Annotated in this window: 21 protein-coding genes; 12 read left to right on the top strand and 9 right to left on the bottom strand. The window is 61.4% G+C overall.

The genetic code is table 11. The features are described 5' to 3' along the window. Positions 1–168: 168 nt before the first annotated feature. The 7 genes from pspF (at position 169) to PG881_RS07560 (ending at position 6747) form a co-directional block, all read left to right on the top strand. Positions 169–1203: a phage shock protein operon transcriptional activator gene (gene pspF, locus PG881_RS07590; RefSeq protein ID WP_270799253.1), complete on the top strand. Its 1035-nt coding sequence runs from the start codon at positions 169–171 to the stop codon at positions 1201–1203. Positions 1204–1293: 90 nt separating this feature from the next. Beyond that, complete coding sequence (gene sapA, locus PG881_RS07585) at positions 1294–2889, top strand: ABC transporter substrate-binding protein SapA (protein ID WP_270799251.1); 1596 nt, start codon at positions 1294–1296, stop codon at positions 2887–2889. A gap of 2 nt (positions 2890–2891) precedes the next feature. Then, positions 2892–3851 (top strand): ABC transporter permease, encoded by a 960-nt coding sequence (locus PG881_RS07580; RefSeq protein WP_270799028.1) that lies wholly within the window; start codon positions 2892–2894, stop codon positions 3849–3851. 35 nt (positions 3852–3886) lie between these two features. Continuing rightward, positions 3887–4780: an ABC transporter permease subunit gene (locus tag PG881_RS07575; RefSeq protein WP_011705750.1), complete on the top strand. Its 894-nt coding sequence runs from the start codon at positions 3887–3889 to the stop codon at positions 4778–4780. Further along, entirely contained in the window at positions 4780–4908 is a 129-nt protein-coding gene (locus PG881_RS07570; RefSeq protein ID WP_005300067.1) for a hypothetical protein, read from the top strand. Before PG881_RS07575 ends, PG881_RS07570 begins: the two co-directional genes overlap by 1 nt. Next, positions 4908–5906: a peptide ABC transporter ATP-binding protein gene (locus tag PG881_RS07565; RefSeq protein WP_005300065.1), complete on the top strand. Its 999-nt coding sequence runs from the start codon at positions 4908–4910 to the stop codon at positions 5904–5906. The genes PG881_RS07570 and PG881_RS07565 overlap by 1 nt, the downstream gene beginning before the upstream one ends. Before the next feature lie 55 nt (positions 5907–5961). Continuing rightward, positions 5962–6747 carry a peptide ABC transporter ATP-binding protein gene (locus PG881_RS07560; protein ID WP_011705748.1) on the top strand — a complete coding sequence of 262 codons (786 nt, stop codon included), beginning with the start codon at positions 5962–5964 and terminating at the stop codon, positions 6745–6747. A 154-nt stretch (positions 6748–6901) separates the two neighbouring features. Here the strand turns inward: PG881_RS07560 and miaE are convergent, their stop codons facing one another. From miaE to lrp, 8 genes are all read right to left on the bottom strand, one after another. Then, entirely contained in the window at positions 6902–7660 is a 759-nt protein-coding gene (miaE, locus tag PG881_RS07555; protein WP_270799025.1) for a tRNA isopentenyl-2-thiomethyl-A-37 hydroxylase MiaE, read from the bottom strand. 184 nt (positions 7661–7844) lie between these two features. Continuing rightward, the gene (gene purF, locus PG881_RS07550) at positions 7845–9365 is read right to left on the bottom strand and encodes an amidophosphoribosyltransferase (RefSeq protein WP_270799023.1); all 1521 of its coding nucleotides are present in this window, start codon (positions 9363–9365) and stop codon (positions 7845–7847) included. 21 nt (positions 9366–9386) lie between these two features. Further along, a complete protein-coding gene (locus tag PG881_RS07545; protein WP_011705745.1) occupies positions 9387–9875 on the bottom strand; it encodes a CvpA family protein in 489 nt (162 codons plus the stop codon). Between the two features lie 185 nt (positions 9876–10060). Next, entirely contained in the window at positions 10061–11356 is a 1296-nt protein-coding gene (serS, locus tag PG881_RS07540; protein WP_016350460.1) for a serine--tRNA ligase, read from the bottom strand. A gap of 340 nt (positions 11357–11696) precedes the next feature. Then, a complete protein-coding gene (locus PG881_RS07535) occupies positions 11697–13034 on the bottom strand; it encodes a replication-associated recombination protein A (RefSeq protein ID WP_167825126.1) in 1338 nt (445 codons plus the stop codon). Between the two features lie 152 nt (positions 13035–13186). Next, positions 13187–13795 (bottom strand): outer membrane lipoprotein chaperone LolA, encoded by a 609-nt coding sequence (gene lolA / locus PG881_RS07530; protein WP_011705742.1) that lies wholly within the window; start codon positions 13793–13795, stop codon positions 13187–13189. Between the two features lie 75 nt (positions 13796–13870). Then, entirely contained in the window at positions 13871–16393 is a 2523-nt protein-coding gene (locus PG881_RS07525; RefSeq protein WP_024944039.1) for a DNA translocase FtsK, read from the bottom strand. 201 nt (positions 16394–16594) lie between these two features. Beyond that, positions 16595–17086, bottom strand: coding sequence for a leucine-responsive transcriptional regulator Lrp (gene lrp / locus PG881_RS07520; protein ID WP_005300047.1), 492 nt, complete (start codon positions 17084–17086; stop codon positions 16595–16597). Positions 17087–17235: 149 nt separating this feature from the next. Here lrp and PG881_RS07515 point away from each other — a divergent pair, with 149 nt between their 5' ends. From PG881_RS07515 to PG881_RS07505, 3 genes are all read left to right on the top strand, one after another. Continuing rightward, positions 17236–17466 (top strand): alanine dehydrogenase, encoded by a 231-nt coding sequence (locus tag PG881_RS07515; protein ID WP_135354313.1) that lies wholly within the window; start codon positions 17236–17238, stop codon positions 17464–17466. Between the two features lie 606 nt (positions 17467–18072). Continuing rightward, the gene (gene trxB, locus PG881_RS07510) at positions 18073–19023 is read left to right on the top strand and encodes a thioredoxin-disulfide reductase (protein ID WP_017409663.1); all 951 of its coding nucleotides are present in this window, start codon (positions 18073–18075) and stop codon (positions 19021–19023) included. A 57-nt stretch (positions 19024–19080) separates the two neighbouring features. Next, complete coding sequence (locus PG881_RS07505) at positions 19081–20328, top strand: response regulator (RefSeq protein WP_270799015.1); 1248 nt, start codon at positions 19081–19083, stop codon at positions 20326–20328. Between the two features lie 110 nt (positions 20329–20438). Here the strand turns inward: PG881_RS07505 and PG881_RS07500 are convergent, their stop codons facing one another. After that, positions 20439–20909, bottom strand: a complete 471-nt coding sequence (locus PG881_RS07500) for a glycine zipper 2TM domain-containing protein (protein WP_270799013.1) — start codon at positions 20907–20909, stop codon at positions 20439–20441. Positions 20910–20928: 19 nt separating this feature from the next. Between PG881_RS07500 and aat the strand changes: the two genes are divergently transcribed. Continuing rightward, positions 20929–21636 carry a leucyl/phenylalanyl-tRNA--protein transferase gene (gene aat / locus PG881_RS07495; protein ID WP_270799011.1) on the top strand — a complete coding sequence of 236 codons (708 nt, stop codon included), beginning with the start codon at positions 20929–20931 and terminating at the stop codon, positions 21634–21636. Then, positions 21633–22349, top strand: a complete 717-nt coding sequence (locus PG881_RS07490; protein WP_011705735.1) for an arginyltransferase — start codon at positions 21633–21635, stop codon at positions 22347–22349. The genes aat and PG881_RS07490 overlap by 4 nt, the downstream gene beginning before the upstream one ends. The last annotated feature ends 8 nt before the right edge of the window (positions 22350–22357 follow it).

Below are 22357 nucleotides of genomic sequence, written 5' to 3'. Positions count from 1 at the left end.
GTTTCTCCATTGACAATGGCAACTTGTGTGCCAATCTGGAACAGAATTTAACTTGTTGATTTATATGGGGCAGATAAGTCGACTTTCAAGATGCACCACACAAGTAATGATTAGAATCACCAACTTTTGGTAAGATTGACCAGCTTTCAACGATTCACGGGGATGACTATGACCACGGCCACGGAAAGCCTGTTGGGGGAATCCAACGCATTTCTCGAGATCATTGAGCAGGCCTCCCGCCTGGCGCCGCTGCGCAAGCCCGTGCTGATCATCGGCGAACGGGGGACCGGCAAGGAGCTCATCGCCCACCGCCTACATTATCTCTCGGCGCGCTGGGATCAAAGCTTTGTCACCGTCAACTGCGCCACCTTGAGCGAGAGTCTGCTGGAGACCGAGCTGTTCGGCCACGAGGCGGGCTCTTTCACCGGCGCAGCCAAACGCCACCAGGGCCGCTTCGAGCGGGCCGACGGCGGCACCCTCTTCCTTGACGAGCTGGCCACCACCAGCGCGCGGGTGCAGGAAAAACTGCTGCGGGTCATCGAGTACGGCGAGTTCGAGCGGGTGGGCGGCGCCAAGCCCCTCAAGGTGGATGTGCGACTGGTGTGCGCCACCAACGAGGATCTGCCGGCGCTGGCCGACAAGGGGCAGTTTCGCCACGACCTGCTCGACCGGCTCGCCTTCGACGTCATCACCCTGCCCCCGCTGCGGGAGCGGCGCGAAGATATTCTGATGCTGGCGGAGCACTTCGCCCACGGCATGACCCGGGAGCTCGGCTATCCGCTGTTTGCCGGTTTCTCGCGCAAGGCGACCCAGTTGCTGCTGGATTACCCCTGGCCCGGCAACGTGCGGGAGCTGAAAAACGTGGTGGAGCGCAGCATCTACCGCCAGGGCAACCCCCAGTTGCCGCTGGCCGAACTGGTGCTCAACCCGTTCGATTCCCCCTGGCGCCCCCGGGCCCAGGCGGCGGTCGCGGCCCCCCTCCAGCTGGAGCAGACGCCGACGATGACACCGGACTCCCCCGCCTTGCCGCTGGATCTCAAACAGGCGGTGGCGGGCTACGAGATTAATTTACTCAAGCAAGCGCTGCAGCAATCCCAGTATAATCAGCGCAAAGCCGCCCAACTGCTGGCCCTGAGCTATCACCAGTTCCGCGGCATGCTGCGCAAATACCAGCTGCTGGACAGTGACAACGATGCGGATTAATCACCCGGGCAGCCTGCCCCAGAGCGGCACCCACCCCTTGCCGGCCCCGTCGCCGGCAACTTCGTATAAAAACATGGTTCGACAATGAGAATGCTCAAACCCTTGCTGCTTGGAGTGCTGGTGCTGCTCACCGGTTGTCAGAAACAAGACGACGCGTCCAGGACGGGACTCATCTATTGTGCCGAAGGCTCGCCCCAGACCTTCAATCCCCAGGTCTCCAATTCCGGGGTGACCCTGGATGCCAGCTCGCGCCCGCTCTACGACCGTCTGCTGGAGGTGAACCCCAACACCTTGGCGCTGGAGGGAGGGCTCGCCACCCGCTGGAGCACCAGCGAAGACGGCCTCTTCTATACCCTGACCTTGCGCAAGGGAGTCACCTTTCACCACACGCCCTGGTTCAACCCCTCTCGCCCCCTCAACGCCGACGACGTGGTGTTCACCTGGCAGCGGCTGCTCAACAAGCAGCACCCCTATCACGACGTCTCCGGCGGCGAATACCCCTACTTCTACAGCCTGGGGCTGGATCAGCTGATCAAGCGGGTCTACAAGAAGGGCACGGATCAGGTGGTATTCGAGCTGAACCGGCCGGATGCCTCCTTCCTCGCCACCCTGGCCAGCGACTACGCCATCGTGCTCTCCGCCGAGTATGCCGGGCAGCTGCAAAAGGCCGGCACCCCTGGGCTCATCGACAGCCGCCCGGTGGGCACCGGGCCGTTCAGCTTCAAGGAGTATCGCCACAACGAATACGTGCGCTACCTGCGCCACCCCGGTTACTGGGGCGGCGAGGCCAAGATTGAGCAGCTCATCTACGACATCACCCCCAAATCGTCCAAGCGGCTGGCCAAGCTGCTGACCGGCGAGTGCGACGTGATGAGTACCCCCTCCGCCAGCCAGCTGTCGGTGATCGACCAGGATCCCGACCTCAGCCTGACGGTGCAGTCCGGCATGAACGTCGCCTTCCTCGCCCTCAATACCCGCAAGGCACCGTTCAACAAGGTGCAGGTGCGCCAGGCCATCGCCAGCGCCATCAACATCGACAACCTGCTGCAGGCGGTCTATTTCGAGACGGGCCAGCCCGCCAACAGCCTGCTGCCGCCGCTCTCCTGGGGCTACAACCCCTCCCTGCCGATGCGCCAGCCGGATCTCAAGCGGGCGCGTCAGCTGCTCAAGGAGGCGGGACTGGAGCAAGGGTTCGAGATGCAGGTGCTGGTGCAGCCGGGCTCGCGCGCCTACAACCCGGATGCCCTCAAAACCGCCCAGCTGATGCGAAGCGATCTGGCCAAGGTCGGCATCAAGCTCAAAATCGTGCAGCAGGAGTGGCCGGTCATCGAGGCCCGCCTCGCCCAGGGCCAGTACGACAGCCTGCTCAGCGGCTGGATTGCCGACAACGCCGATCCGGACAACTTCTTTCGCCAGCTGCTGAGCTGCGCCGCCGTCGAGCGCGGCAACAACTACAGCCGCTGGTGCAGCCCGGCGTTTGATCAGCTGCTGGACGATGCGGTGACCACGCCCCAGCTGGCATTCAGGCTGCGCAACTACTACTACGCCCAGACCCTGCTCAACGAGCAGATGCCGCTCATTCCGCTGGCCCATGCCCTGCGCACCCAGGTCAGCCGCAGCGACATCGAGGGGCTCTCCCTGATGCCCTTTGGCGGCACCGTCTTCAACCAGGCCTATCGGGAGTAAGCATGTTTCTCTATATCCTGCGTCGCATCAATCTGCTGCTCATCACCCTGCTGGCGCTGACCTTCGTCGCCTACCTGCTGGACGTGCGCCTCATCGGCCAGCAGGCCAGCTTCTGGAGCGGCTACCCCGACTTCCTGCGCCGCATTCTGGACGGGGATCTGGGGCTCTCCAGCGTCTCCGGCCTGCCGGTGCTGGACGAGATCCGTCACTACTTCCCCGCCACCCTGATCCTCTGCGTGGCGGCCTTCGCCATCTCGCTGCTGGTGGGCATTACGCTCGGCACCCTGGCGGCCCTTTCCCAGGGCAAGCCGCTCGATCTCACCATCATGACCGCCGGCCTCATCGGCTACGCGGTGCCGGTGTTCTGGCTGGCGCTGCTGGTGGTGATGTTCTTCTCGCTGGATCTGGGCTGGCTGCCCGCCTCCGGCCAGATCAGCCTGCTCTATGACGTGCCCTCCATCACCGGCATCGCCCTCATCGACGTGCTGATGAGCCACGAACCCTGGCGCCAGGCCGCCCTGCACGACGCTCTGCGCCACCTGATCCTGCCCTCGCTGGTGCTGGCGGTGGTGCCCACCACCGAGGTGATCCGCCACGTGCGCAGCTCCCTCATCGACGTGATGAAGCAGAACTACATCAAGGCGGCGGCCAGCCGCGGCCTCTCCCGTCGCCAGATCGTCTGGCGTCACGGCCTCAAGAACGCCCTGCCGCCGGTGCTGCCGCTGCTGGGCCTGCAACTGGGCAGCGTGCTCACCTCCGCCATGATCACCGAGGTGGTGTTCGAGTGGCACGGCATCGGCCGCTGGCTCATCAACAGCATCGCCCTGCAGGACTACGCAGCCATCCGCGGTGCCACCCTGGTGGTGGCCAGCTTCGTCATCTTCATCAGCGTCAGCACCGAGCTGCTCACCACCATCATCTACCCGGCGCGGCGCAAAGAACTCTATGCAAAACAAGACTGAACGTGTTCATGGCATGACCCGGAGCCAGGAATCCTATGCAAGACAAGACTAGCCTCTACCCCGAGCTCAAGATCCTCTCGCCGCTGGAGCAGACCTGGGCCTCCTATCGCCGCAATCCGCTGGCGATGGCAGGGCTCTGGTGCTTCGTGATCCTGCTGCTCATCACCCTGTTCGGCCCGCTGGTGGTGCCCTACGGCATCGACGAGCAGCACAGCGCCCGCTTGCTGCTGGCCCCCTCCTGGGCCAACAGCGGCAACATCGATTATTTCCTCGGTACCGACGATCTGGGCCGCGACATCCTCTCCCGGCTGGTGGTGGGCGCCAGGTTCACCTTTGGCAACGCCCTGCTGGTGGTAGTGATCGCCATGGTGGCGGGTACCGCCATCGGCATCCTCGGCGGCATGAGCAAGGGGCTCAAGTCGAGCGTGCTGCACCACCTGCTCGATACCCTGCTCTCCATCCCCTCCCTGCTGCTGGCCATCATCATGGTGGCCATCCTGGGGCCGGGTCTGTTCAACACCCTGATCGCCATCACCCTGGCGCTGATCCCTCCCTTCATCCGGGCCACCTACAACGCGGTCCACACCGAGATGCAGAAGGAGTACATCATCGCCAGCCGGCTCGACGGCTCTCCCCCCTTGCGCATCATGCGGCTGGCCATTTTGCCGAACATCGTCGAGACCCTGGTGGCCCAGACCACCCGCACCCTGTCGGCAGCCATCCTCGACATCTCGGCGGTGGGCTTTCTCGGCCTCGGCGCTCAGTCACCGCAACCGGAATGGGGCGCCATGCTGGCCGACTCGAGCGATCTCATCTATCTCGCCCCCTGGACCGTGACCCTGCCGGGCATGGCCATCCTGTTCAGCGTGCTGGTCACCAACCTGGTAGGTGAAGGTATTCGCGAAGCGCTCAAAGAAGGGAATGACTGATGCAATGCTCTGTGCCCAAGATAGGCATGCTCACCCTTGTCCCCCGCCAATTCCTGTACGGCGTGCAGGTCAACCCATCGCTGGTGGGCGAAGGCATTCGCGAAGCACTCAAAGAGGGGAACGACTAATGCCTCTGCTCGACATACGCAACCTCACCATCGAGATCGACACCCCCCAGGGCAAGGTCAAGGCGGTAGACAAGGTGAGCCTGACCCTGGCCGAGGGGGAGATCCGCGGCCTGGTGGGCGAATCCGGCTCCGGCAAGAGCCTGGTGGCCAAGGTGATCGTCGGCATCCAGAAGGACAACTGGACGGTGCGCGCCGACCGGATGCGCTTCAACGACATGGACTTGCTGACCATGGCGCCCCGCGAGCGGCGCCGCATCATGGGCCGCGAGATCGCCATGATCTTCCAGGACCCCATCAGCTGTCTCGACCCTTCCGAGGAGATCGGCACCCAGCTGGAAGAGGCGATCCCGACCGACTCCTTCGAAGGGCAGTTCTGGCAGCGCTTCCAGTGGCGCAAGAAGAAGGCCATCGCCTTGCTGCACCGGGTCGGCGTCAAGGATCACCGCAAGGTGATGCGGGCCTACCCTCACGAGCTGTCGGACGGCATGTGCCAGAAGGTGATGATCGCCATGGCGATTGCCAACCAGCCGCGCCTGCTGGTGGCGGACGAGCCCACCAGCGCCATGGAGTCCACCACCCATTCGCAGATCCTGCGGCTGCTGGACAAGATGAACAAGCTGGGCAACACCACCATTCTCATCATCAGCAACGACATCGCCGCCATCGCCAACCTGACCGACACCATCAACGTGATGTATTGCGGCCAGATGGTGGAGGTGGGCACCCGGGAGCAGATCCTGGAGACGCCGCACCACCCCTATACCGATGCGCTGCTCAAGTCGATCCCCGACTTTGACAAGCTGGTGCGCCACAAGTCGCGCCTGGAAACCCTGCCCGGCGTCATTCCGCCCCTGCAGCACCTGCCCATCGGTTGCCGGCTCGGCCCCCGCTGCCCCTATGCCCAGAAGCAGTGCGTGCAGACCCCGCTGATGAGCAAGATCAAGGGGCACCAGTTCAGCTGCCACTTCCCGTTGAACATGGAAGAGCCCAAAAAGTGAATTCAATCCCGTATCAGAGCGTGGCAGCATGCCCTCTCACCAAGGAGCCAGGACAGTGATCGAACCCTCCCTGTTGCAGGTCAGGGGCCTGTGCAAGACCTATCAGAACCGCACCGGCCTGTTTCGACGCCGGGCGGTGGAAGCCATCAAGCCGCTCTCCTTTGATCTCGAGGTGGGCCAGACCCTGGCCATCGTCGGCGAGGCCGGCTCCGGCAAGAGCACCCTGGCCCGCATTCTGGCGGGCATGATAGAGCCGAGCGGTGGCGAGATCGCCATCGAGGGGCAGCCGATGATCCACGGTGACTATCAGACCCGCTGCAAGCTGCTGCGGATGATCTTCCAGGACCCCAACTCCTCCCTCAACCGCAAGATCCGGGTCGGCCAGATCCTGGAGACGCCGCTGCGCCTCAACACCGAGATGACCGAGGAGGAGCGCCGCGACAAGGTGGTGCAGACCCTGCGCATGGTAGGCATGCTGGCGGACCACGCCCTCTTCTATCCGCAGATGCTCTCCGCCGGTCAGCAGCAGCGGGTGGCGCTGGCACGGGCGCTGATCCTCAACCCCAAGATCGTGGTGGCCGACGAGGCGCTCTCCACCCTGGATATCTCGGTACGCTCGCAGATCATCAACCTGCTGCTGGAGATGCAGGAGACCATGGGGCTGAGCTATGTGCTGGTGGCCAACGATCTGGGGGTGGTGAGCCACATCAGCGACGAGGTGCTGGTGATGCACGAAGGGCGGGTAGTGGAGCGCGGCAAGACCCTCAAGGTGTTCGCCGATCCCCAGCATGAGGTGACCCGGCGCCTAATCCAGAACTACAACAACGAATACCGCCGCTGATCCTCGCCCGGCGGCGCGACACTGGCCCTTGCCCACCGTCGTCGCGCCTGAAAAAGAGACAAAAAAATCCCGGCTCAGGGGCCGGGAATTGCGCTCAAAAATGAATGCGTCGCTCGTAGTAGGAACGCTGCAATGGTAGGCAGCGCCCTGCCCGTCAACAACCGTCAGATCTGACAGGAAGACCGCTATGGAACCGGAACTGCGGATCCGGCGAGCGGATCAGCTCCGCCTCCACCTGGCCGAAGAAGGCCACCCGTTCACTGATGTCCTCCCCCGCATATTGCTCTGCCAGTGCCAGATAGTCCTGGTAGTGGCGCGCCTCGGAGCGCAGCAAGGAGACGTAGAAACGCCCCAGCTCCTCGTCCAGATGGGGCGCCAGCTTGGCAAACCGCTCGCAGGAGCGCGCCTCGATATAGGCGCCGATGATCAGCTTGTCGACGATGGTGGCGGGCTCGTGGGTGCGCACATGCTGCATCAGGTTGCGGGCATAACGGGAGGCGGTCACCGGGCCGTAGGGAATGTCGCGGGCCTGCATGATCTCCAACACCTGCTCGAAGTGATGCAGCTCCTCCTGGATGAGCCGCACCATGGGAAACAGCAACGGATTGCGGGACAGCTCCTCGAACACGGTGCGATCAGACTCCCCCATGCTGCGCTTGCCCAGGATCTCGGCCTTTTCCGGAATCGCATCCAACTCCCGATAGAACTCCAGCTTGGGCAACAAATGACGCTTGCCCTTGGGCAGGCAGTAGCGGCGCACCAGGCTGTGGGCGGTGAGCGCGGCCTTGTTTTCGCAGTTGGCGTGATCGATGAGCAGGGTCGGCAACCAGGCGGGATCCCGCGCCATCTCGATCCACGCATCCGGGGTCTCGCAGTGCAAAAACTGGCGCACAGGGGCTAGCAGGTCATCCATCTGAATTCTCGTCTGTTCGGGTTGATACGGCGGCGGCCCATGCTAGCGGATCCCGCCGCCACTGCCCATAGCTACTGGTACAAACGCTGCTTTTTCAAGCAGATGCGGGCCCTTTTCGGCGAGCGGAAACAACAATGGGGGCCAAGGCCCCCATCTCGTTGCAACACCCCAGCGTGGAAAACGTTTAACTGCCTTCGTTAAAAATTTCCAGGTTGCTGGTGCCTTCCTGCCACTCGCGCACCGCCTTGTTGTCATCGCTGCGCATGGCGTTGAGGTGGTCGAGGTAGGATTGGTCCACGTCGGAGGTGACGTAGTGACCGTTGAACACCGAGGTCTCGAAGTGGCGCAGCTCGGGGTTGATCTCCCGCACCGCCGCTTCCAGATCTTCCAGATCCTGGAAGATGAGGCCGTCGGCGCCAATCAGCTTGCACACCTCTTCCACTTCCCGGCCGTGGGCAATGAGCTCGTTGGCGGTGGGCATGTCGATGCCATAGACGTTGGGGAAGCGAATTTCCGGCGCCGCCGAGGCGAAGTAGACCTTGGCGGCCCCCGCTTCACGGGCCATCTGGATGATCTGCTCGGAAGTGGTACCGCGCACTATGCTGTCGTCCACCAGCAACACCTTCTTGCCCTTGAACTCGGAACTGATGGCATTGAGCTTGCGGCGCACCGACTTCTTGCGCTGGGTCTGACCCGGCATGATGAAGGTACGGCCGATGTAGCGGTTCTTCACGAAGCCCTGCCGGTACGGCAAGTCCAGGGTGTGGGCGATCTCCAGCGCCACGTCGCAGGAGGTCTCGGGGATGGGGATGACCACGTCCACGTCGAGATCTTCCCACTCGCGGGCAATCTTCTGACCCAGCTTGCGACCCATGTTGAGGCGGGCGGCATAGACCGACACCTTGTCGATGCACGAATCAGGGCGAGCGAAGTAGACATATTCGAAGATGCAGGAGCTCATCTGCGGGTTCTCCGCACACTGCTCGGAGAAGAGCTGGCCCTGCTCGGTGATGTAGATGGCCTCCCCCGGCGCGACGTCGCGCACCGTCTCGAAACCGATGGCGTCAAGCGCCACGCTCTCGGAGGCAAGCATGTACTCCACCTGCCCCTGCTCGTCGACCCGGCGACCCAGGATCAGCGGGCGAATGCCGTTGGGATCGCGAAAACCGATGAGACCGTGGCCGATCACCAGGGAGACCACGGCATAGGCACCGCGGATCTGCTGGTGCACCTTGCGCACCGCCGAGAAGATGTCTTCCGGGCACAGCGCCATCTTGTCGCAGAGATCCAGCTCGTGCGCCAGCACGTTCAGCAGCACCTCGGAGTCCGAGGTGGTGTTGATGTGGCGACGGGCCACCTTGAACTGCTGCTCCTTGAGCTCCTTGGCGTTGGTGAGGTTGCCGTTGTGGGCCAGCACCATGCCGTAGGGGGAGTTCACGTAAAAAGGTTGGGCTTCAGCGGCACTGGAGCTGCCTGCGGTGGGATATCTGACATGTCCTATGCCGATATGCCCTTTCAAGCGCTGCATGTGACGCACTTCAAACACGTCCTTCACCAGGCCGTTGGCCTTGCGTTGCCGGAAGTTTCCACTGTCAATGGTCACGATCCCGGCGGCATCCTGTCCCCTGTGCTGCAACACCGTCAAGGCGTCGTAGAGGGCCTGATTGACGGGGGTGGTGCCAACTATACCGACAATACCACACATGTCTTTGCTACCTCGAAGTCACTATACCTGTTTAAGAAAACTCGATGAGTTCAGCATGAACCCGAAAAACCACTGGATGACCGGCTTGAACTCGGGCACCAGCTTGGACGCCGTCCACCAGTCGCTCTGGGAGAGGTTGGTGAAGGTATCCATGAAAAAAAGCAGGGCACTGACGATCAGTACCCCGCGAATAGCGCCAAAACAGATGCCGAGCACCCGATCGGTGCCGGACAGCCCCGTCTTGTCCACCAGCAGCCCCACCACGTAGTTCACCACGCTGCCAAGGATCAGGGTCGCCACGAACAGGGCGGCGATGGCCAGGCCGTTGCGCACCAGCGGGTCGCTGAACGAGGTGAAGTAGATGGCGAGATCCGAATAGAAATGGCTGGCGATGAAGAAGGCGACGAACCAGGTGACAAGGGACATGGCCTCCTTGACGAAGCCGCGCACCAGGCTGATGAGAGCAGAGAAACCGACGATGCCGATGATGGCGTAATCAATCCAGACCATAGAAAAAGATGTCCTGCGAAATTGCGGCGCAGTCTAACAAAAACGATTGCGCAATGCTTGATAAAAATGTGTTAACGGTTCAAACAGGTGGCGAACCAGCGCATTCACGGCCATTGAAACGGTTGACCGACGCCAGAATGCACAACGCCATGGCATGCCATGGCGTTGTCGTCTGCAATGAGCGCTTACCCGATGTGGGTCAGGCCGCCCATGTAGGATTGCAGCGCCGCCGGGATGGCGATGCGGCCGTCTTCCTGCTGGTAGTTCTCGATCACCGCCACCAGGGTGCGACCCACCGCCAGACCGGAGCCATTCAGGGTGTGCAGCAGCTGCGGCTTGCCATCGATGCGCACGCGAGCCTGCATGCGGCGTGCCTGGAAGTCGGTGCAGTTGGAGACGGAGGAGATCTCGCGGTAGGTATTCTGGGCCGGCAGCCACACTTCCAGATCGTAGGTCTTGGCGGCGCAGAAGCCCATGTCACCGGTACAGAGCGCCATCACACGATACGGCAGCTCCAGCAGCTGCAGCACCTTCTCGGCATGGCCCGCCATCTCTTCCAGCGCTTCCCAGGATTTCTCCGGGTGCACCAGCTGGACCATCTCGACCTTGTCAAACTGGTGCATGCGGATGAGGCCACGGGTGTCACGACCGTAGGAGCCGGCTTCGGAACGGAAGCAGGGGCTGTGGGCGGTCATCTTGATCGGCAGTTCCTGCTCGTCGAAGATCTCGTCGCGGGCCATGTTGGTGAGCGGCACTTCGGAGGTCGGGATCAGGGAGAACTTGCGTACCTTGCCCTCTTCTTCCCCTTCGCCATCGATGCCGGTATTGAACAGGTCCTGGGAGAACTTCGGCAGCTGGCCGGTACCGTACAGGCTGTCCGGGTTGACCAGATAGGGCACATAGCACTCGGTGTAACCGTGCTGCAGGGTGTGCAGGTCCAGCATGAACTGGGCCAGGGCACGGTGCAGACGGGCAATCTGGCCCTTCATCACCACGAAGCGGGAGCCGGAGAGCTTGACGCCGTTCTTGAAGTCAACGCCCTTGGCCGCTTCACCCAGATCGATGTGATCCCGTACCGGGAAGCTGAACTCGCGCGGGGTGCCCCAGCGGCGCACTTCCACGTTGTCGTTCTCGTCACGACCGACCGGGGTGGTGTCGCTCGGCAGGTTGGGGATGGCGTCTGCGATGACCTTCAGCTCGGCCAGCAGGGCATCCAGCTCGACCTTGCTGGTCTCGAGCTCTTCGTTGATCTTGGTGACCTCGGCCTTGAGCGGGGCAACATCTTCGCCGCGACGGGCAGCCTCACCGATGGATTTGGAGCGGGCGTTGCGCTCGGCCTGCAGCTCCTGGGTACGGGACTGCAGATCCTTGCGTTTCTCTTCCAGAGCATTGACAGCCGCTACGTCCAGAACGTAGCCACGTGTCGCCAGACGAGCGGCAGCTTCGGCGATATCGCTGCGCAGATATTTGGGATCCAGCATGGTTTACCTACTTTTTTAAAATGGGATCTGGGCCTGAGTCATCATGACGGGCTGGAAAACAGATCCGGAAGTTAACATCGGTTGGCGCACCCCTGTCGTCTTTCAGAATCGGGCCTATGGTGAGCAGGCTTTCGAAATCAAGAAGATGGCACCAGGCCAAGACAAGCGGGGTCAGAGGGCCAGTGTATCAGACCGCCCCCCCGCCCGAACAGGGACTATTGCGCCCGTTTTGCCCTGTTTTCCGGGGGATGACGACCTGGATCAAATCGGCTGACCAATTAACGCGCAACCCGGTAAGACAGACCCGGGAGAGGCTCGCTACCAGCCGCCAGCCGCACCACTATTTGTCCCGTTGCCGCGGGCTCTGCCGATCCAGTTGATGCAGATAGTCGAGCTTCTGGCCAATCTGCTTCTCAAGGCCGCGATCGGTGGGCTGATAGTACTGCTTGCCGGCCAGCTCGGGCGGGAAGTACTGCTCGCCGGCGGCATAGGCACCGGGCTCGTCGTGGGCGTAACGGTACTCGGCGCCATAGCCCAGCTCGCTCATCAGCTTGGTCGGTGCGTTGCGCAGGTGCGGCGGCACCTCGAAATCCGGCAGATTCTTGGCATCGTGAAGCGCCGCCTTCCAGGCGGTGTAAACCGCATTGCTCTTGGGCGCGCAGGCGAGGTAGACGATCGCCTGGGCGATGGCCCGCTCCCCTTCCGCCGGTCCGATGCGGTGGAAACAGTCCCAGGCCGACAGGGCGACCTGCATGGCACGGGGGTCGGCATTGCCCACATCTTCGGAGGCAATCGCCAGCAGCCGGCGGGCAATATAGAGTGGATCGCAACCGGCGCTCACCATGCGGGCATACCAGTAGAGCGCCGCATCCGGCGCCGAGCCGCGAATGGATTTGTGCACCGCCGAGATGAGGTCGTAGAAGTGATCGCCCCCCTTGTCGAAGCGCGCCACGTGCTCCCCCACCACGGCGGCCAGCAGGGTACTGTCAATAAGCTTGTGGCCGCTGCCATCGGGCTCGGCCATGTCGGCCAGCAGCTCCAGGTAGTTGAGGGACTTGCGCCCGTCCCCATCCACCGCCTTGGCCAGCGCCTCCTTCACCCCGGGGGCGAAGGTCAGCGCCGGATCATTGAGCCCGCGAGCATCCTGCATCGCCTGATCGATCAGGGTGAGGATGTCCTCCTCCTCCAGCCGTTTGAGCAGATAGACCCGGGCCCGGGAGAGCAGCGCGTTGTTGAGTTCAAACGAGGGGTTTTCGGTGGTGGCACCGATGAAGGTGATGGTGCCGTCTTCTATGTGAGGCAGGAACACATCCTGCTGGCTCTTGTTGAAACGGTGCACCTCGTCCACGAACAGGATGGTGCGCACTCCGCGCCAGCTGTTCTCCTTGGCCTTGTCGATGGCGGCGCGGATCTCCTTGATGCCGGAGGTGACCGCCGAGAGCCGCTCGACCTCGGCCTGGCAGTAATGCGCCATCAGTTCAGCCAGCGTGGTCTTGCCGGTACCGGGAGGCCCCCACAGGATCATGGAGTGGCAGTGGCCGGCCAGGATCGCTTTGCGCAGGGGCTTGTCAGGCCCCAGAATATGTTGCTGACCTATGTACTGCTCGAGGGTTTGCGGCCGCATCCGGGCCGCCAACGGACGAAAGTCCGACGAGAAATCCAGCGACAAGTTGCTCATCTGTATTGACCGTTCAGTATCACGCATACCGCCATGGAAAAACGGGTCGACGAGACATCCAACAAGAGGTTACTCATCGGTATTGACCCCCAGCGTCACGCCCGTCGCCATTGGCAGACGGGCCGACCAGAAATCCAGCGACCGTCTGCTCATCAGCGCTGATCGTCCAGCGCGACCCCCTTGGGGATCTTGAAGACAAATTCGTTGCCCTTGAGCACCGGCTTGCGATTGAAGTTGCTCAGGGTGAACTCGCTCCACTGGCCCTGGGCCTCTTTCACGTCGAAGCGGCTGATGTTGTTCTGCCTGTCGAAGGTGATGCGGAAGGAGGCGATCAGCTCGTCCTGATTGCGACTGGTGACGGTATAGACATCCCCTTCCTGGGTCACGTCATAGTTCTTCCAGAGGCTGTTGTCGTTGCCAGCGATCAGCACGAAGGGGGTGTTGAGCACGGCATCCTTCATCTTGAGAGCGGTCACCTGCTCGACGAAGGGATCATAGACCCAGACATCCTTGCCATCGGCCACGATCAGGCTTTCGTCCGGCGAGGTGGTGTGCCAGTTGAAGCGATTAGGGCGCTGCACCAGCAGATCGCCACCGGCGCGCTGCAGCTCCTTGCCCTTGCTGTCATAGACGGTCTGGGCAAACTTGGCGGAGAAGAGGCTCACCCCCGCCAGCTTCTGCTTGAGATCGCTGGCCGCGTCGGCCCACACCTGGCTGCTGGCAACCAGCAGCACAGTGCCCATCAACAGTTGTTTTTTCATCACGCTTTTCATAACGGCTATCTCGATAAAAGGCCACGCCGCAGGGGCATGGCCAGGATGATAGAGGGGTGAGGCTTAGTCCCGTACCGGTGGCGGGGCCAGCACGTCGCGCTGACCATTGCCGCCCGGGGCGCTGACGATGCCCTGGTTTTCCATCTGCTCGATGAGACGGGCCGCCCGGTTGTAACCAATCTTGAACTTGCGCTGCACGCTGGAGGTCGAGCCGCGGCGCGACTCCACCACGAAGGCCACCGCCTCGTCGAACAGGGGGTCGAGCTCTTCGTCGTCACCACCACCGTATTCGCCGCTGCCGCCCTCGCCGCCGGATTCACCGGAGAGGATCTCCTCGATGTAGTTCGGCTCGCCGCGCAGTTTCCAGTCCGCCACCACCTTGTGCACCTCGTGGTCGTCGACAAAGGCGCCGTGCACCCGGGTCGGGTTGGAGGTACCGGCCGGCATGTAGAGCATGTCGCCCATGCCGAGCAGGGATTCGGCACCGCCCTGATCGATGATGGTACGGGAGTCGATCTTGCTCGACACCTGGAACGAGATACGGGTCGGGATGTTGGCCTTGATGAGACCGGTAATGACATCCACCGACGGACGCTGGGTCGCGAGGATCAGGTGAATACCGGCCGCCCGCGCCTTCTGGGCGATACGGGCGATCAGCTCCTCCACCTTCTTGCCGACGATCATCATCATGTCGGCAAACTCGTCCACCACCACGACTATATGGGGCAGTTTTTCCAGCTCAGGCGGCATCTGGTCCATGGAGTCGCCCGGCCGCCACAGCGGATCCAGCAGGGGTTCGCCCTCCTCGATGGCCGCCAGCACCTTGTCGTTGTAGCCCTTGAGGTTGCGCACCCCGACCGCCGACATCAGCTTGTAGCGACGCTCCATCTCGCCCACGCACCAGCGCAGGGCGTTGGCGGCGTCCTTCATGTCGGTCACCACCTCGGTCAGCAGATGGGGGATCCCCTCGTAGACCGACAGCTCCAGCATCTTGGGGTCGATCATGATGAAGCGCAGATCGTCCGGCGTCGACTTGTAGAGCATGGAGATGATCATGGTGTTCACCCCCACCGACTTACCGGAGCCGGTGGTACCGGCCACCAGCAGGTGGGGCATCTTGGCGAGGTTCACCACCACGGGTTCGCCGGCGATGTCCTGACCCAGCCCCATGGTGAGCGGGTTGCGGCTATCGCGGAAGGCGTCGCAATCGAGGGTCTCGCGCAGATAGACGGTCTGACGCACCCGGTTGGGCAGCTCGATCCCGACGAACGTCTTGCCCGGGATCACTTCCACCACCCGCACGCTGCTGGCCGACAGAGAGCGGGCCAGATCGCGGGAGAGGTTGGTGATCTTGCTCGCCTTCATACCAGGCGCCAGATCCAGTTCGAAACGGGTGATGACGGGGCCCGGATAGACGCCCACCACCTTGGCCTGCACGTTGTAGTCGGCCAGTTTCGCCTCCACCAGTCGGCCCATGCGCTCCAGCTCGTCCTTGCTCATCATCTGGGTCTTGGCGGGCGGACGGTCCAGCAGCTCGATGCTGGGCAAGGGGGGCAGCCCAGGTTGCAGGCGGCGCTTGGGCTTGCCGGGCGTGGGAGCCGCCGGCGCAGGCGCCTCTTCATCCCCTTCTGCCCAGGGCAGGTCGAGATCATCGTCCTCGTCATCGGCCGTGACCAAGGCAGGCTGACGACGAGCGCCGTTGGTGGCGGCACGCTTGGCCTTGGCCACCGGGGCCGGCTCGTCATCTTCATCGTCAAACTGCGGGTCGAACTGGAAGGTATCCTCGTCAAGCTCGGGCAGCCACTCATCGGACTTGGCCTTCTGGCTCTTGGCGCTGGCCTTCTCCTTGGGACGACGGGTCCAGCTGGAGTGCGGTTCATCTTCCTCGTCATCGAGTTCGATGGCACCCACGCCCCCTTCCAGCAAGGGATCCGGCCCCTCAACGCGAGGCTGGCGCCAGCCACCGGTCAGCCAGCGGCCGAGGGTGGTGGGAAAATGGTAAACGGCGCTGACCGAACCGGTGCAGGCAGCGCCGATCCGCTCGACGATGGTCAGCCAGGACCAGCCGGTGAACAGGGTGATGCCGGTGGCCACGAAGCAGAGCAGCATCAGGTTGGCACCGACCCCGCCAAATAGCGGCACCACGGCGGAGGAGATCACGTCCCCCACCAGGCCGCCGGCGGAAAAATTCTGCAGATCATTGAAGTTCATGCTGGCGATGGCGGACATGCCGAGCACGGTCAGCACGAAACCGACGATGCGCACCGACAGGGTGAGGTAATCCACATCGAGCAGCCGGCTTGGACGCCAGAACAGGCTCCAGCCCAGCAGCACGACCAAGGGAGGAACCAGATAGGAAAACGCCCCGAAGGTAAACATGGTGATGTCGGCGAGCCAGGCCCCCGCGCTGCCGGCGAGGTTTTTCACCTCCCCTTGCCAGGAGGTCTGGGACCAACCGGGATCGGCGGGGTGGTAGGACAACAGGGCAAGCAAGAGATAGGCAGCCATCAGAGTGATGGCGATCAAGACGGCTTCGAAGATCCGTTGTGTACCTGATAAAGGAGTAAACAGCTTTTTATCGGCCAAACTCCGGCTCCTTTCTGAAAACATGTAATGCAGGGGGATAAGGGGGCCTAGTATCCCTGAAAAGCCCACCGGTTGTCAGCCAGTGCCTGGCGTGGCGGCCATATTCACAACCGACTCGATAAGAAGAAACGAGCGGACCGGCCGCTCGTTTCTGAATGTCGTGACTTGTCGCAAGGCTGGCAAGCCACAGCATAACCCGACTCAACGGGTGCTGATCACCAGACGACTACTCTGTTTGACCTCTTCCATCACCACATAGGTGCGAGTGTCGTTGACACCGGGCAGACGCAGCAGGGTTTCCCCCAGCAGACGGCGATAGGCCGACATGTCGCTGACTCGGGTCTTGAGCAGATAGTCGAAATCGCCGGAGACCAGATGGCACTCCTGGATCTCCTCGAGCACCTGAACAGCCTTGTTGAACTGTTCAAACACATCGGGGGCACCGCGATTGAGGGTAATTTCCACGAATACCAGCAGAGACGCGTCCAGATAATGAGGGTTCAGAATGGCGGCATACCCTTCGATATACCCTTGTCGCTCGAGGCGACGAACCCGTTCCAGACACGGTGTAGGACTCAGGCCAACTCGTTTGGACAACTCAACGTTCGAAATTCTGCCATCCTTTTGCAGCTCATTCAGAATGTTGCGGTCAATCCTGTCCAAATCCTTTAGCCGACTCTTAGCTTCCATCATTTATTCCATCCTTTGGCTATTTTTTGGTAAGAATCACCAGTCATTTTATAATTATGGTCACAAATCCTGTCAATACCTGAATATGCAAGGCGCAAATGTTGCCAAACTAGCTTGCAACATAAACCACCAATCGATAGTCGAGGGATAGCATGATTATCGGTGTACCTAAAGAAATAAAAAACCATGAATACCGCGTAGGCATGGCTGTGGCCAGTGTACGTGAACTGACAGCACGAAACCATACTGTTTTCGCCCAAAGCGGCGCAGGAAGCGGCATTGATTCAGGTGGTGCAGATTATCACGCTGCCACTGTCGCTATTTTGTCCTGCATTGCAGCAATTTTCACCGCGGCCAGCGTATCCATCAGACTCAAAACATAATGACTCCCCCTTCCCTGCGTCTTCGTCGCAACTGCCCGGCAATGATTTGGCATTCGCCCTGCAGGATAACGGGGATTCGCCATCGTGAATGTGCCCATCGGGAGAGCGGCCAACACGCGCTTCCACCTCGTGTCAGTGCGCAGCCTGATAATGTGTGCCCCCCATCCTCATGGGGCGGGCTTGGCCTGAGGCTCTGTGCAGCAAAGCTGCCGACAGCGAGGGCCACTGCGCCAAAACTTGTCAATCGCGCTTATATCGCCGCCACACCAGCGGACAGGATCAGCCGAGCGGATAGCGCCCGCTGGCAAACGCGGCTGCAAGCGCCCTTCCCCACCTTATCAATAGAAATGCGCGCCACGCCCGGTAAGCGCCAGCGGATACCAAGCGCCACCTCTCACATCACCATGGCGAGAGAGCCGTTGTGCTCCTTATCAAGGCGCGCCAAGCCCGGTTGTGGAGCCTTCCGCGACAGGGCATGTTTTCAGACCTTTCTTACCCTGCCCCCCACCCCGCCAGCCGATTGATGCAATCGACTCACTGGCCTTTGACCCCTTATCACGAATTACCTACAATCGCGCAAACTCATCACGTCTCGGAAATCACATCATGAGCCAAGTCACTCATAGCAAACTGCTGATCCTGGGGTCAGGCCCGGCGGGCTACACTGCCGCCGTCTATGCCGCCCGTGCCAACCTCAATCCGCTGCTCATCACCGGCATGCAGCAAGGCGGTCAGCTGACTACCACCACCGAAGTGGAGAACTGGCCCGGTGACCCCGAGGGTCTGACCGGTCCGGCCCTGATGGAGCGCATGAAAGAGCATGCGGAGAAGTTCGATACCCGCATTCTGTTCGATCACATCAATGAAGTGCAGCTGACCCAGCGTCCGTTCCGTCTCAAGGGCGACAACGGCGAATACACCTGTGATGCGCTGATCATCGCCACCGGTGCCTCCGCCAAGTACCTGGGCCTGCCTTCCGAAGAGGCCTTCAAGGGCCGCGGCGTCTCCGCCTGCGCCACCTGTGACGGCTTCTTCTATCGCAATCAGGAAGTAGCCGTGGTCGGCGGCGGCAACACCGCCGTGGAAGAGGCGCTCTATCTGGCCAACATCGCCAAGAAGGTGCACCTCATTCACCGTCGCGATGAGTTCCGCGCCGAGAAGATCCTGATCAAGCGTCTGCACGACAAGGTGGCCAGCGGCAATATCGTACTGCACACCCACCAGACTCTGGACGAAGTGCTGGGCGACGACATGGGGGTGACCGGTGTGCGTCTGCGCAACACCCAGAACGACACCACCACCGACCTGCCACTGATGGGCGTCTTCATTGCCATCGGTCACCAGCCCAACACCCAGATCTTCGCCGACCAGCTGGATATGCAGAACGGCTATCTGAAGGTGCGTGGCGGCCTCGACGGCTTCGCCACCCAGACCAGTATCGAAGGGGTATTTGCCGCCGGTGACGTGGCTGACCACACCTACCGCCAGGCCATCACCTCGGCCGGCACCGGCTGTATGGCCGCCCTCGATGCCGAGCGCTATCTGGACGCGCAATAAGCACAAGGGATATAAAAGGCATGCCGCGAGGCATGCCTTTTTACTTTAAGGAGCCGGATGAAACAGAAAATATTGATAGTCGAGGACAGTCTGACCATTCGACGGATGCTGATCCAGGCCATTGCCCAGCAAACCGGGCTGGAGATCGATGCATTCGATACCCTGGAGGGTGCCCGCCACTGTCGGGGAGAAGAGTACGTGGTGGCACTGGTGGATCTGACCCTGCCGGATGCCCCCAGCGGGGAAGCGGTCAAGGTGTTGCTGGAGCGGGGCTTGCCGGTGGTGATCCTCACTGCCGATATCAGCGAGGAGAAGCGTGCAGCCTGGCTGGAGGCGGGAGTACTGGACTATGTGATGAAGGATTCACGCCACTCCCTGCAATACGCCGTCAGCCTGGTTCATCGCCTCTACCTCAACCAACGCATCGAAGTACTGGTGGTCGATGATTCACGCACCTCCCGCCACCGCACCATGGCCCAGTTGCGCAAGCAGCTGCTGCAGGTGCATGAGGCGAGCCACGCCCGCGAGGCCCTGGCCCAGCTCGAACAGAACCCGGCCATTCGGCTGGTGCTGGTCGACTACTACATGCCAGAAATTGACGGGATCAGCCTGGTGCGCATGCTGCGCGAGCGTTACAGCAAGCAGCAGCTCGCCATCATCGGCATCTCGGTGTCGGACAAGCGCGGCCTCTCTGCCCGCTACCTGAAGCAGGGTGCCAACGACTTCCTCAACCAGCCGTTCGAACCGGAAGAGCTGCAATGCCGGGTCAGCCATAACCTGGAAGCGCTGGAGCAGTTCAACAGCATCCAGGAGTCGGCCAATCGCGACTACCTGACCGGGCTCTACAACCGGCGCTACTGGTTCAATGAAGGACAGAAATGGTTTGAGGAGCACCAGCGTCAGGAGACGCCGCTTGCGCTGTGCGTGCTCGATGTGGATCACTTCAAGCAGGTCAACGATCACTGGGGTCATGCCATCGGCGATCAGCTGCTCTGCCACCTCACCCGGCTGCTCAACCAGTTCTTCCCCGATGCCATGATCGCCCGTTTTGGTGGCGAGGAGTTTGCCCTGATGGTGCCCCACTGCACCGTGCCGGTGCTGCTCAAACGGCTGGAGGGGCTGCGCCAGCAGATGCGCCAGCAACCGCTGTCCAGGGAGACGCCGCTGTTTGTACGCGCCAGTTTCGGCGTGATCAAGGTCGGGCGCGGTTCCATGGACGAGGCACTGAGCGAGGCGGATCGCCTGCTCTATCAGGCAAAGAACACCGGCCGTGACAAGATAGTGTCGCAGGACTCATCGGCCTGACGTTACCTCGCCAGATGTTCTCCGTGTAGTACCCGCCCGACAGCTTGCCCAGCCGGCAGCGTGTCGGGTCACTTCTCCCCCCTTGATGACCGCCTGAGCCAGCGCCTGCTTCAATAGGTCTTGTCCACCCGCACACCATCGTCGAAATAGAGGATGCGCACCTTGTCGCCGTTCATGAACACCATGGCCGGATCGTAATCCTGAATGACGTTCACTAGCCCGTTTTGCTCGTTGCGAATAAGCAGCTCCACCAGCTTGTTCTCCACCACGCTGCCGCCCGATTGATACTGCTGCGCCGCAGCCGCCCCCGCCAATGCGCCGACCGCAGTAGCGATTTCACGGCCATGACCGCCACCAAACTGGTTGCCAAGCAGCCCGCCCAGGACGGCGCCGCCCAGGGTTTTCCAGCCGGAGTGTTCTGACTCCAGAATTTGGCGCTGGGTGATGTTGCGCACCGTCTCGACCTGGCCAAACACCACCTGATTCACGGGCCTTGCCGTATTGCGCTCGTAGACCTGAGCCAAGGCGGGCGCAGTGACAAAGCAAAACAAGCTGGATACTATCAGGATAATGGCCTTCATCTATGAACCTCGTTACCTTATGTCTCGCTATCTTACCCAATTGGATGATGAGCTGTGCTGGTTTCCCGACCCCGAGCATGCCCTGGAGGAACCCAACGGCCTGCTGGCGATCGGCGGGGATCTCTCCCCTGCCCGCTTGCTGGCAGCTTACCACAAGGGGATCTTCCCGTGGAATGAACCCCACCAGCCGCTGCTGTGGTGGTCACCGGATCCCAGAGGCGTCATCCGGCCGGAACAGCTGCACATCGGTCGCACCCTGCGCAAATTTATCCGTGGTACCTCATTCGATATTTCCATCGATCGCGCCTTTAATGAGGTTATAGCGGCCTGCGCCGCGCCCCGTCGCAGTGCCAGTGGAACCTGGATTAGCACACCCATGATCGACGCCTATCGACAATTGCACCGCCTTGGCCATGCCCACTCCATCGAGATCTGGCAGGAGGGCAAGCTGCAAGCCGGCCTCTATGGTCTCTCCCTCGGCCGGGTGTTCTGCGGCGAGTCCATGTTCAGCCGTATCGACAACGGCGCCAAACTGGCCATGGTGGCCCTCTGCCGGCACTTCGCCTGCCATAATGGCGCCTTGATCGATTGCCAGATGCAGAACGATTTTTTGGCCACCCTGGGAATAGAAGAGTGGCCAAGACGCCAATTTTTGACGACGCTGGCACAACTGAGCCGACAACCGCTGGCGGCCAATTGCTGGCAAACGGGGAGCATTTTGCTATGACCGAAGAAGTGATCCTCAAGGTAGGGCTGACCCCGAAGCACCAATGCAGCTATCTGGGTCATGAGCAGGAGCAATTGCTGGTCTTGATGGATCACAGTCTGCTCAATGCCAGCGGCTACGAACGCCTGCTGACGGCCGGCTTTCGGCGCAGCGGCAACGACATTTATCGTCCCCACTGCCCGGCCTGCAATGCCTGCCAGTCCCTGCGCATCCACAGCGAGCGCTTCGTGCCGAGCCGCAGCCAGAAGCGGATCCGCCAGCTCAATCAGGATATCGAGCTGGTACTCAGCTACGACGACAAGCCAGAGTACTACCAGCTCTATGAGCGCTACATTCGCGAACGCCATCATGACGGCAGCATGTATCCCCCCAGCCGTACCCAGTACAAGGGCTTCCTGCACTGTGACTGGATGCCGCCCCTCTATCTGGAAATGCGCAAGGATAACCGGTTGATCGGGGTCGCTACCACGGATCTGCTGCCCCATTCCCTCAGCGCCATGTACACCTTTTTCGACCCGGCCCATGCCGATCGCTCCCTCGGTACCTTCGCCATTCTGAGCCAGTTGGAACTGGCTAGAAGAACCGGTCGTAGCTGGCTATATCTGGGCTATCTGGTGGAGGAGTGCCGCAAGATGAATTACAAGCGCCAGTATCTGCCCCATGAACGGTTGATACAGGGGGAATGGAAAAATATCGACAGCAAGCCCGAGTAAACTTTACA

Source organism: Aeromonas sp. QDB54, from assembly GCF_027707385.1.
Lineage (GTDB): Bacteria > Pseudomonadota > Gammaproteobacteria > Enterobacterales > Aeromonadaceae > Aeromonas > Aeromonas hydrophila.
Note: the sequence above shows the minus strand (reverse complement) of the source record. Positions and strands in the feature narration are given on the sequence as shown.

What these genes read in the sequence shown, in the direction of transcription:
- sapA (WP_270799251.1), top strand. Translation starts at nt 1,294, where the DNA reads ATGCTCAAACCCTTGCTGCTTGGAGTGCTGGTGCTGCTCACCGGTTGT.
- lolA (WP_011705742.1), bottom strand. Translation starts at nt 13,795, where the DNA reads ATGAAAAAACAACTGTTGATGGGCACTGTGCTGCTGGTTGCCAGCAGC.
- purF (WP_270799023.1), bottom strand. Translation starts at nt 9,365, where the DNA reads ATGTGTGGTATTGTCGGTATAGTTGGCACCACCCCCGTCAATCAGGCC.
- PG881_RS07580 (WP_270799028.1), top strand. Translation starts at nt 2,892, where the DNA reads ATGTTTCTCTATATCCTGCGTCGCATCAATCTGCTGCTCATCACCCTG.
- PG881_RS07490 (WP_011705735.1), top strand. Translation starts at nt 21,633, where the DNA reads ATGACCGAAGAAGTGATCCTCAAGGTAGGGCTGACCCCGAAGCACCAA.
- miaE (WP_270799025.1), bottom strand. Translation starts at nt 7,660, where the DNA reads ATGGATGACCTGCTAGCCCCTGTGCGCCAGTTTTTGCACTGCGAGACC.
- aat (WP_270799011.1), top strand. Translation starts at nt 20,929, where the DNA reads ATGTCTCGCTATCTTACCCAATTGGATGATGAGCTGTGCTGGTTTCCC.
- PG881_RS07500 (WP_270799013.1), bottom strand. Translation starts at nt 20,909, where the DNA reads ATGAAGGCCATTATCCTGATAGTATCCAGCTTGTTTTGCTTTGTCACT.
- PG881_RS07535 (WP_167825126.1), bottom strand. Translation starts at nt 13,034, where the DNA reads ATGAGCAACTTGTCGCTGGATTTCTCGTCGGACTTTCGTCCGTTGGCG.
- PG881_RS07515 (WP_135354313.1), top strand. Translation starts at nt 17,236, where the DNA reads ATGATTATCGGTGTACCTAAAGAAATAAAAAACCATGAATACCGCGTA.
- pspF (WP_270799253.1), top strand. Translation starts at nt 169, where the DNA reads ATGACCACGGCCACGGAAAGCCTGTTGGGGGAATCCAACGCATTTCTC.
- PG881_RS07545 (WP_011705745.1), bottom strand. Translation starts at nt 9,875, where the DNA reads ATGGTCTGGATTGATTACGCCATCATCGGCATCGTCGGTTTCTCTGCT.
- PG881_RS07505 (WP_270799015.1), top strand. Translation starts at nt 19,081, where the DNA reads ATGAAACAGAAAATATTGATAGTCGAGGACAGTCTGACCATTCGACGG.
- PG881_RS07565 (WP_005300065.1), top strand. Translation starts at nt 4,908, where the DNA reads ATGCCTCTGCTCGACATACGCAACCTCACCATCGAGATCGACACCCCC.
- lrp (WP_005300047.1), bottom strand. Translation starts at nt 17,086, where the DNA reads ATGATGGAAGCTAAGAGTCGGCTAAAGGATTTGGACAGGATTGACCGC.
- serS (WP_016350460.1), bottom strand. Translation starts at nt 11,356, where the DNA reads ATGCTGGATCCCAAATATCTGCGCAGCGATATCGCCGAAGCTGCCGCT.
- PG881_RS07575 (WP_011705750.1), top strand. Translation starts at nt 3,887, where the DNA reads ATGCAAGACAAGACTAGCCTCTACCCCGAGCTCAAGATCCTCTCGCCG.
- trxB (WP_017409663.1), top strand. Translation starts at nt 18,073, where the DNA reads ATGAGCCAAGTCACTCATAGCAAACTGCTGATCCTGGGGTCAGGCCCG.
- PG881_RS07570 (WP_005300067.1), top strand. Translation starts at nt 4,780, where the DNA reads ATGCAATGCTCTGTGCCCAAGATAGGCATGCTCACCCTTGTCCCCCGC.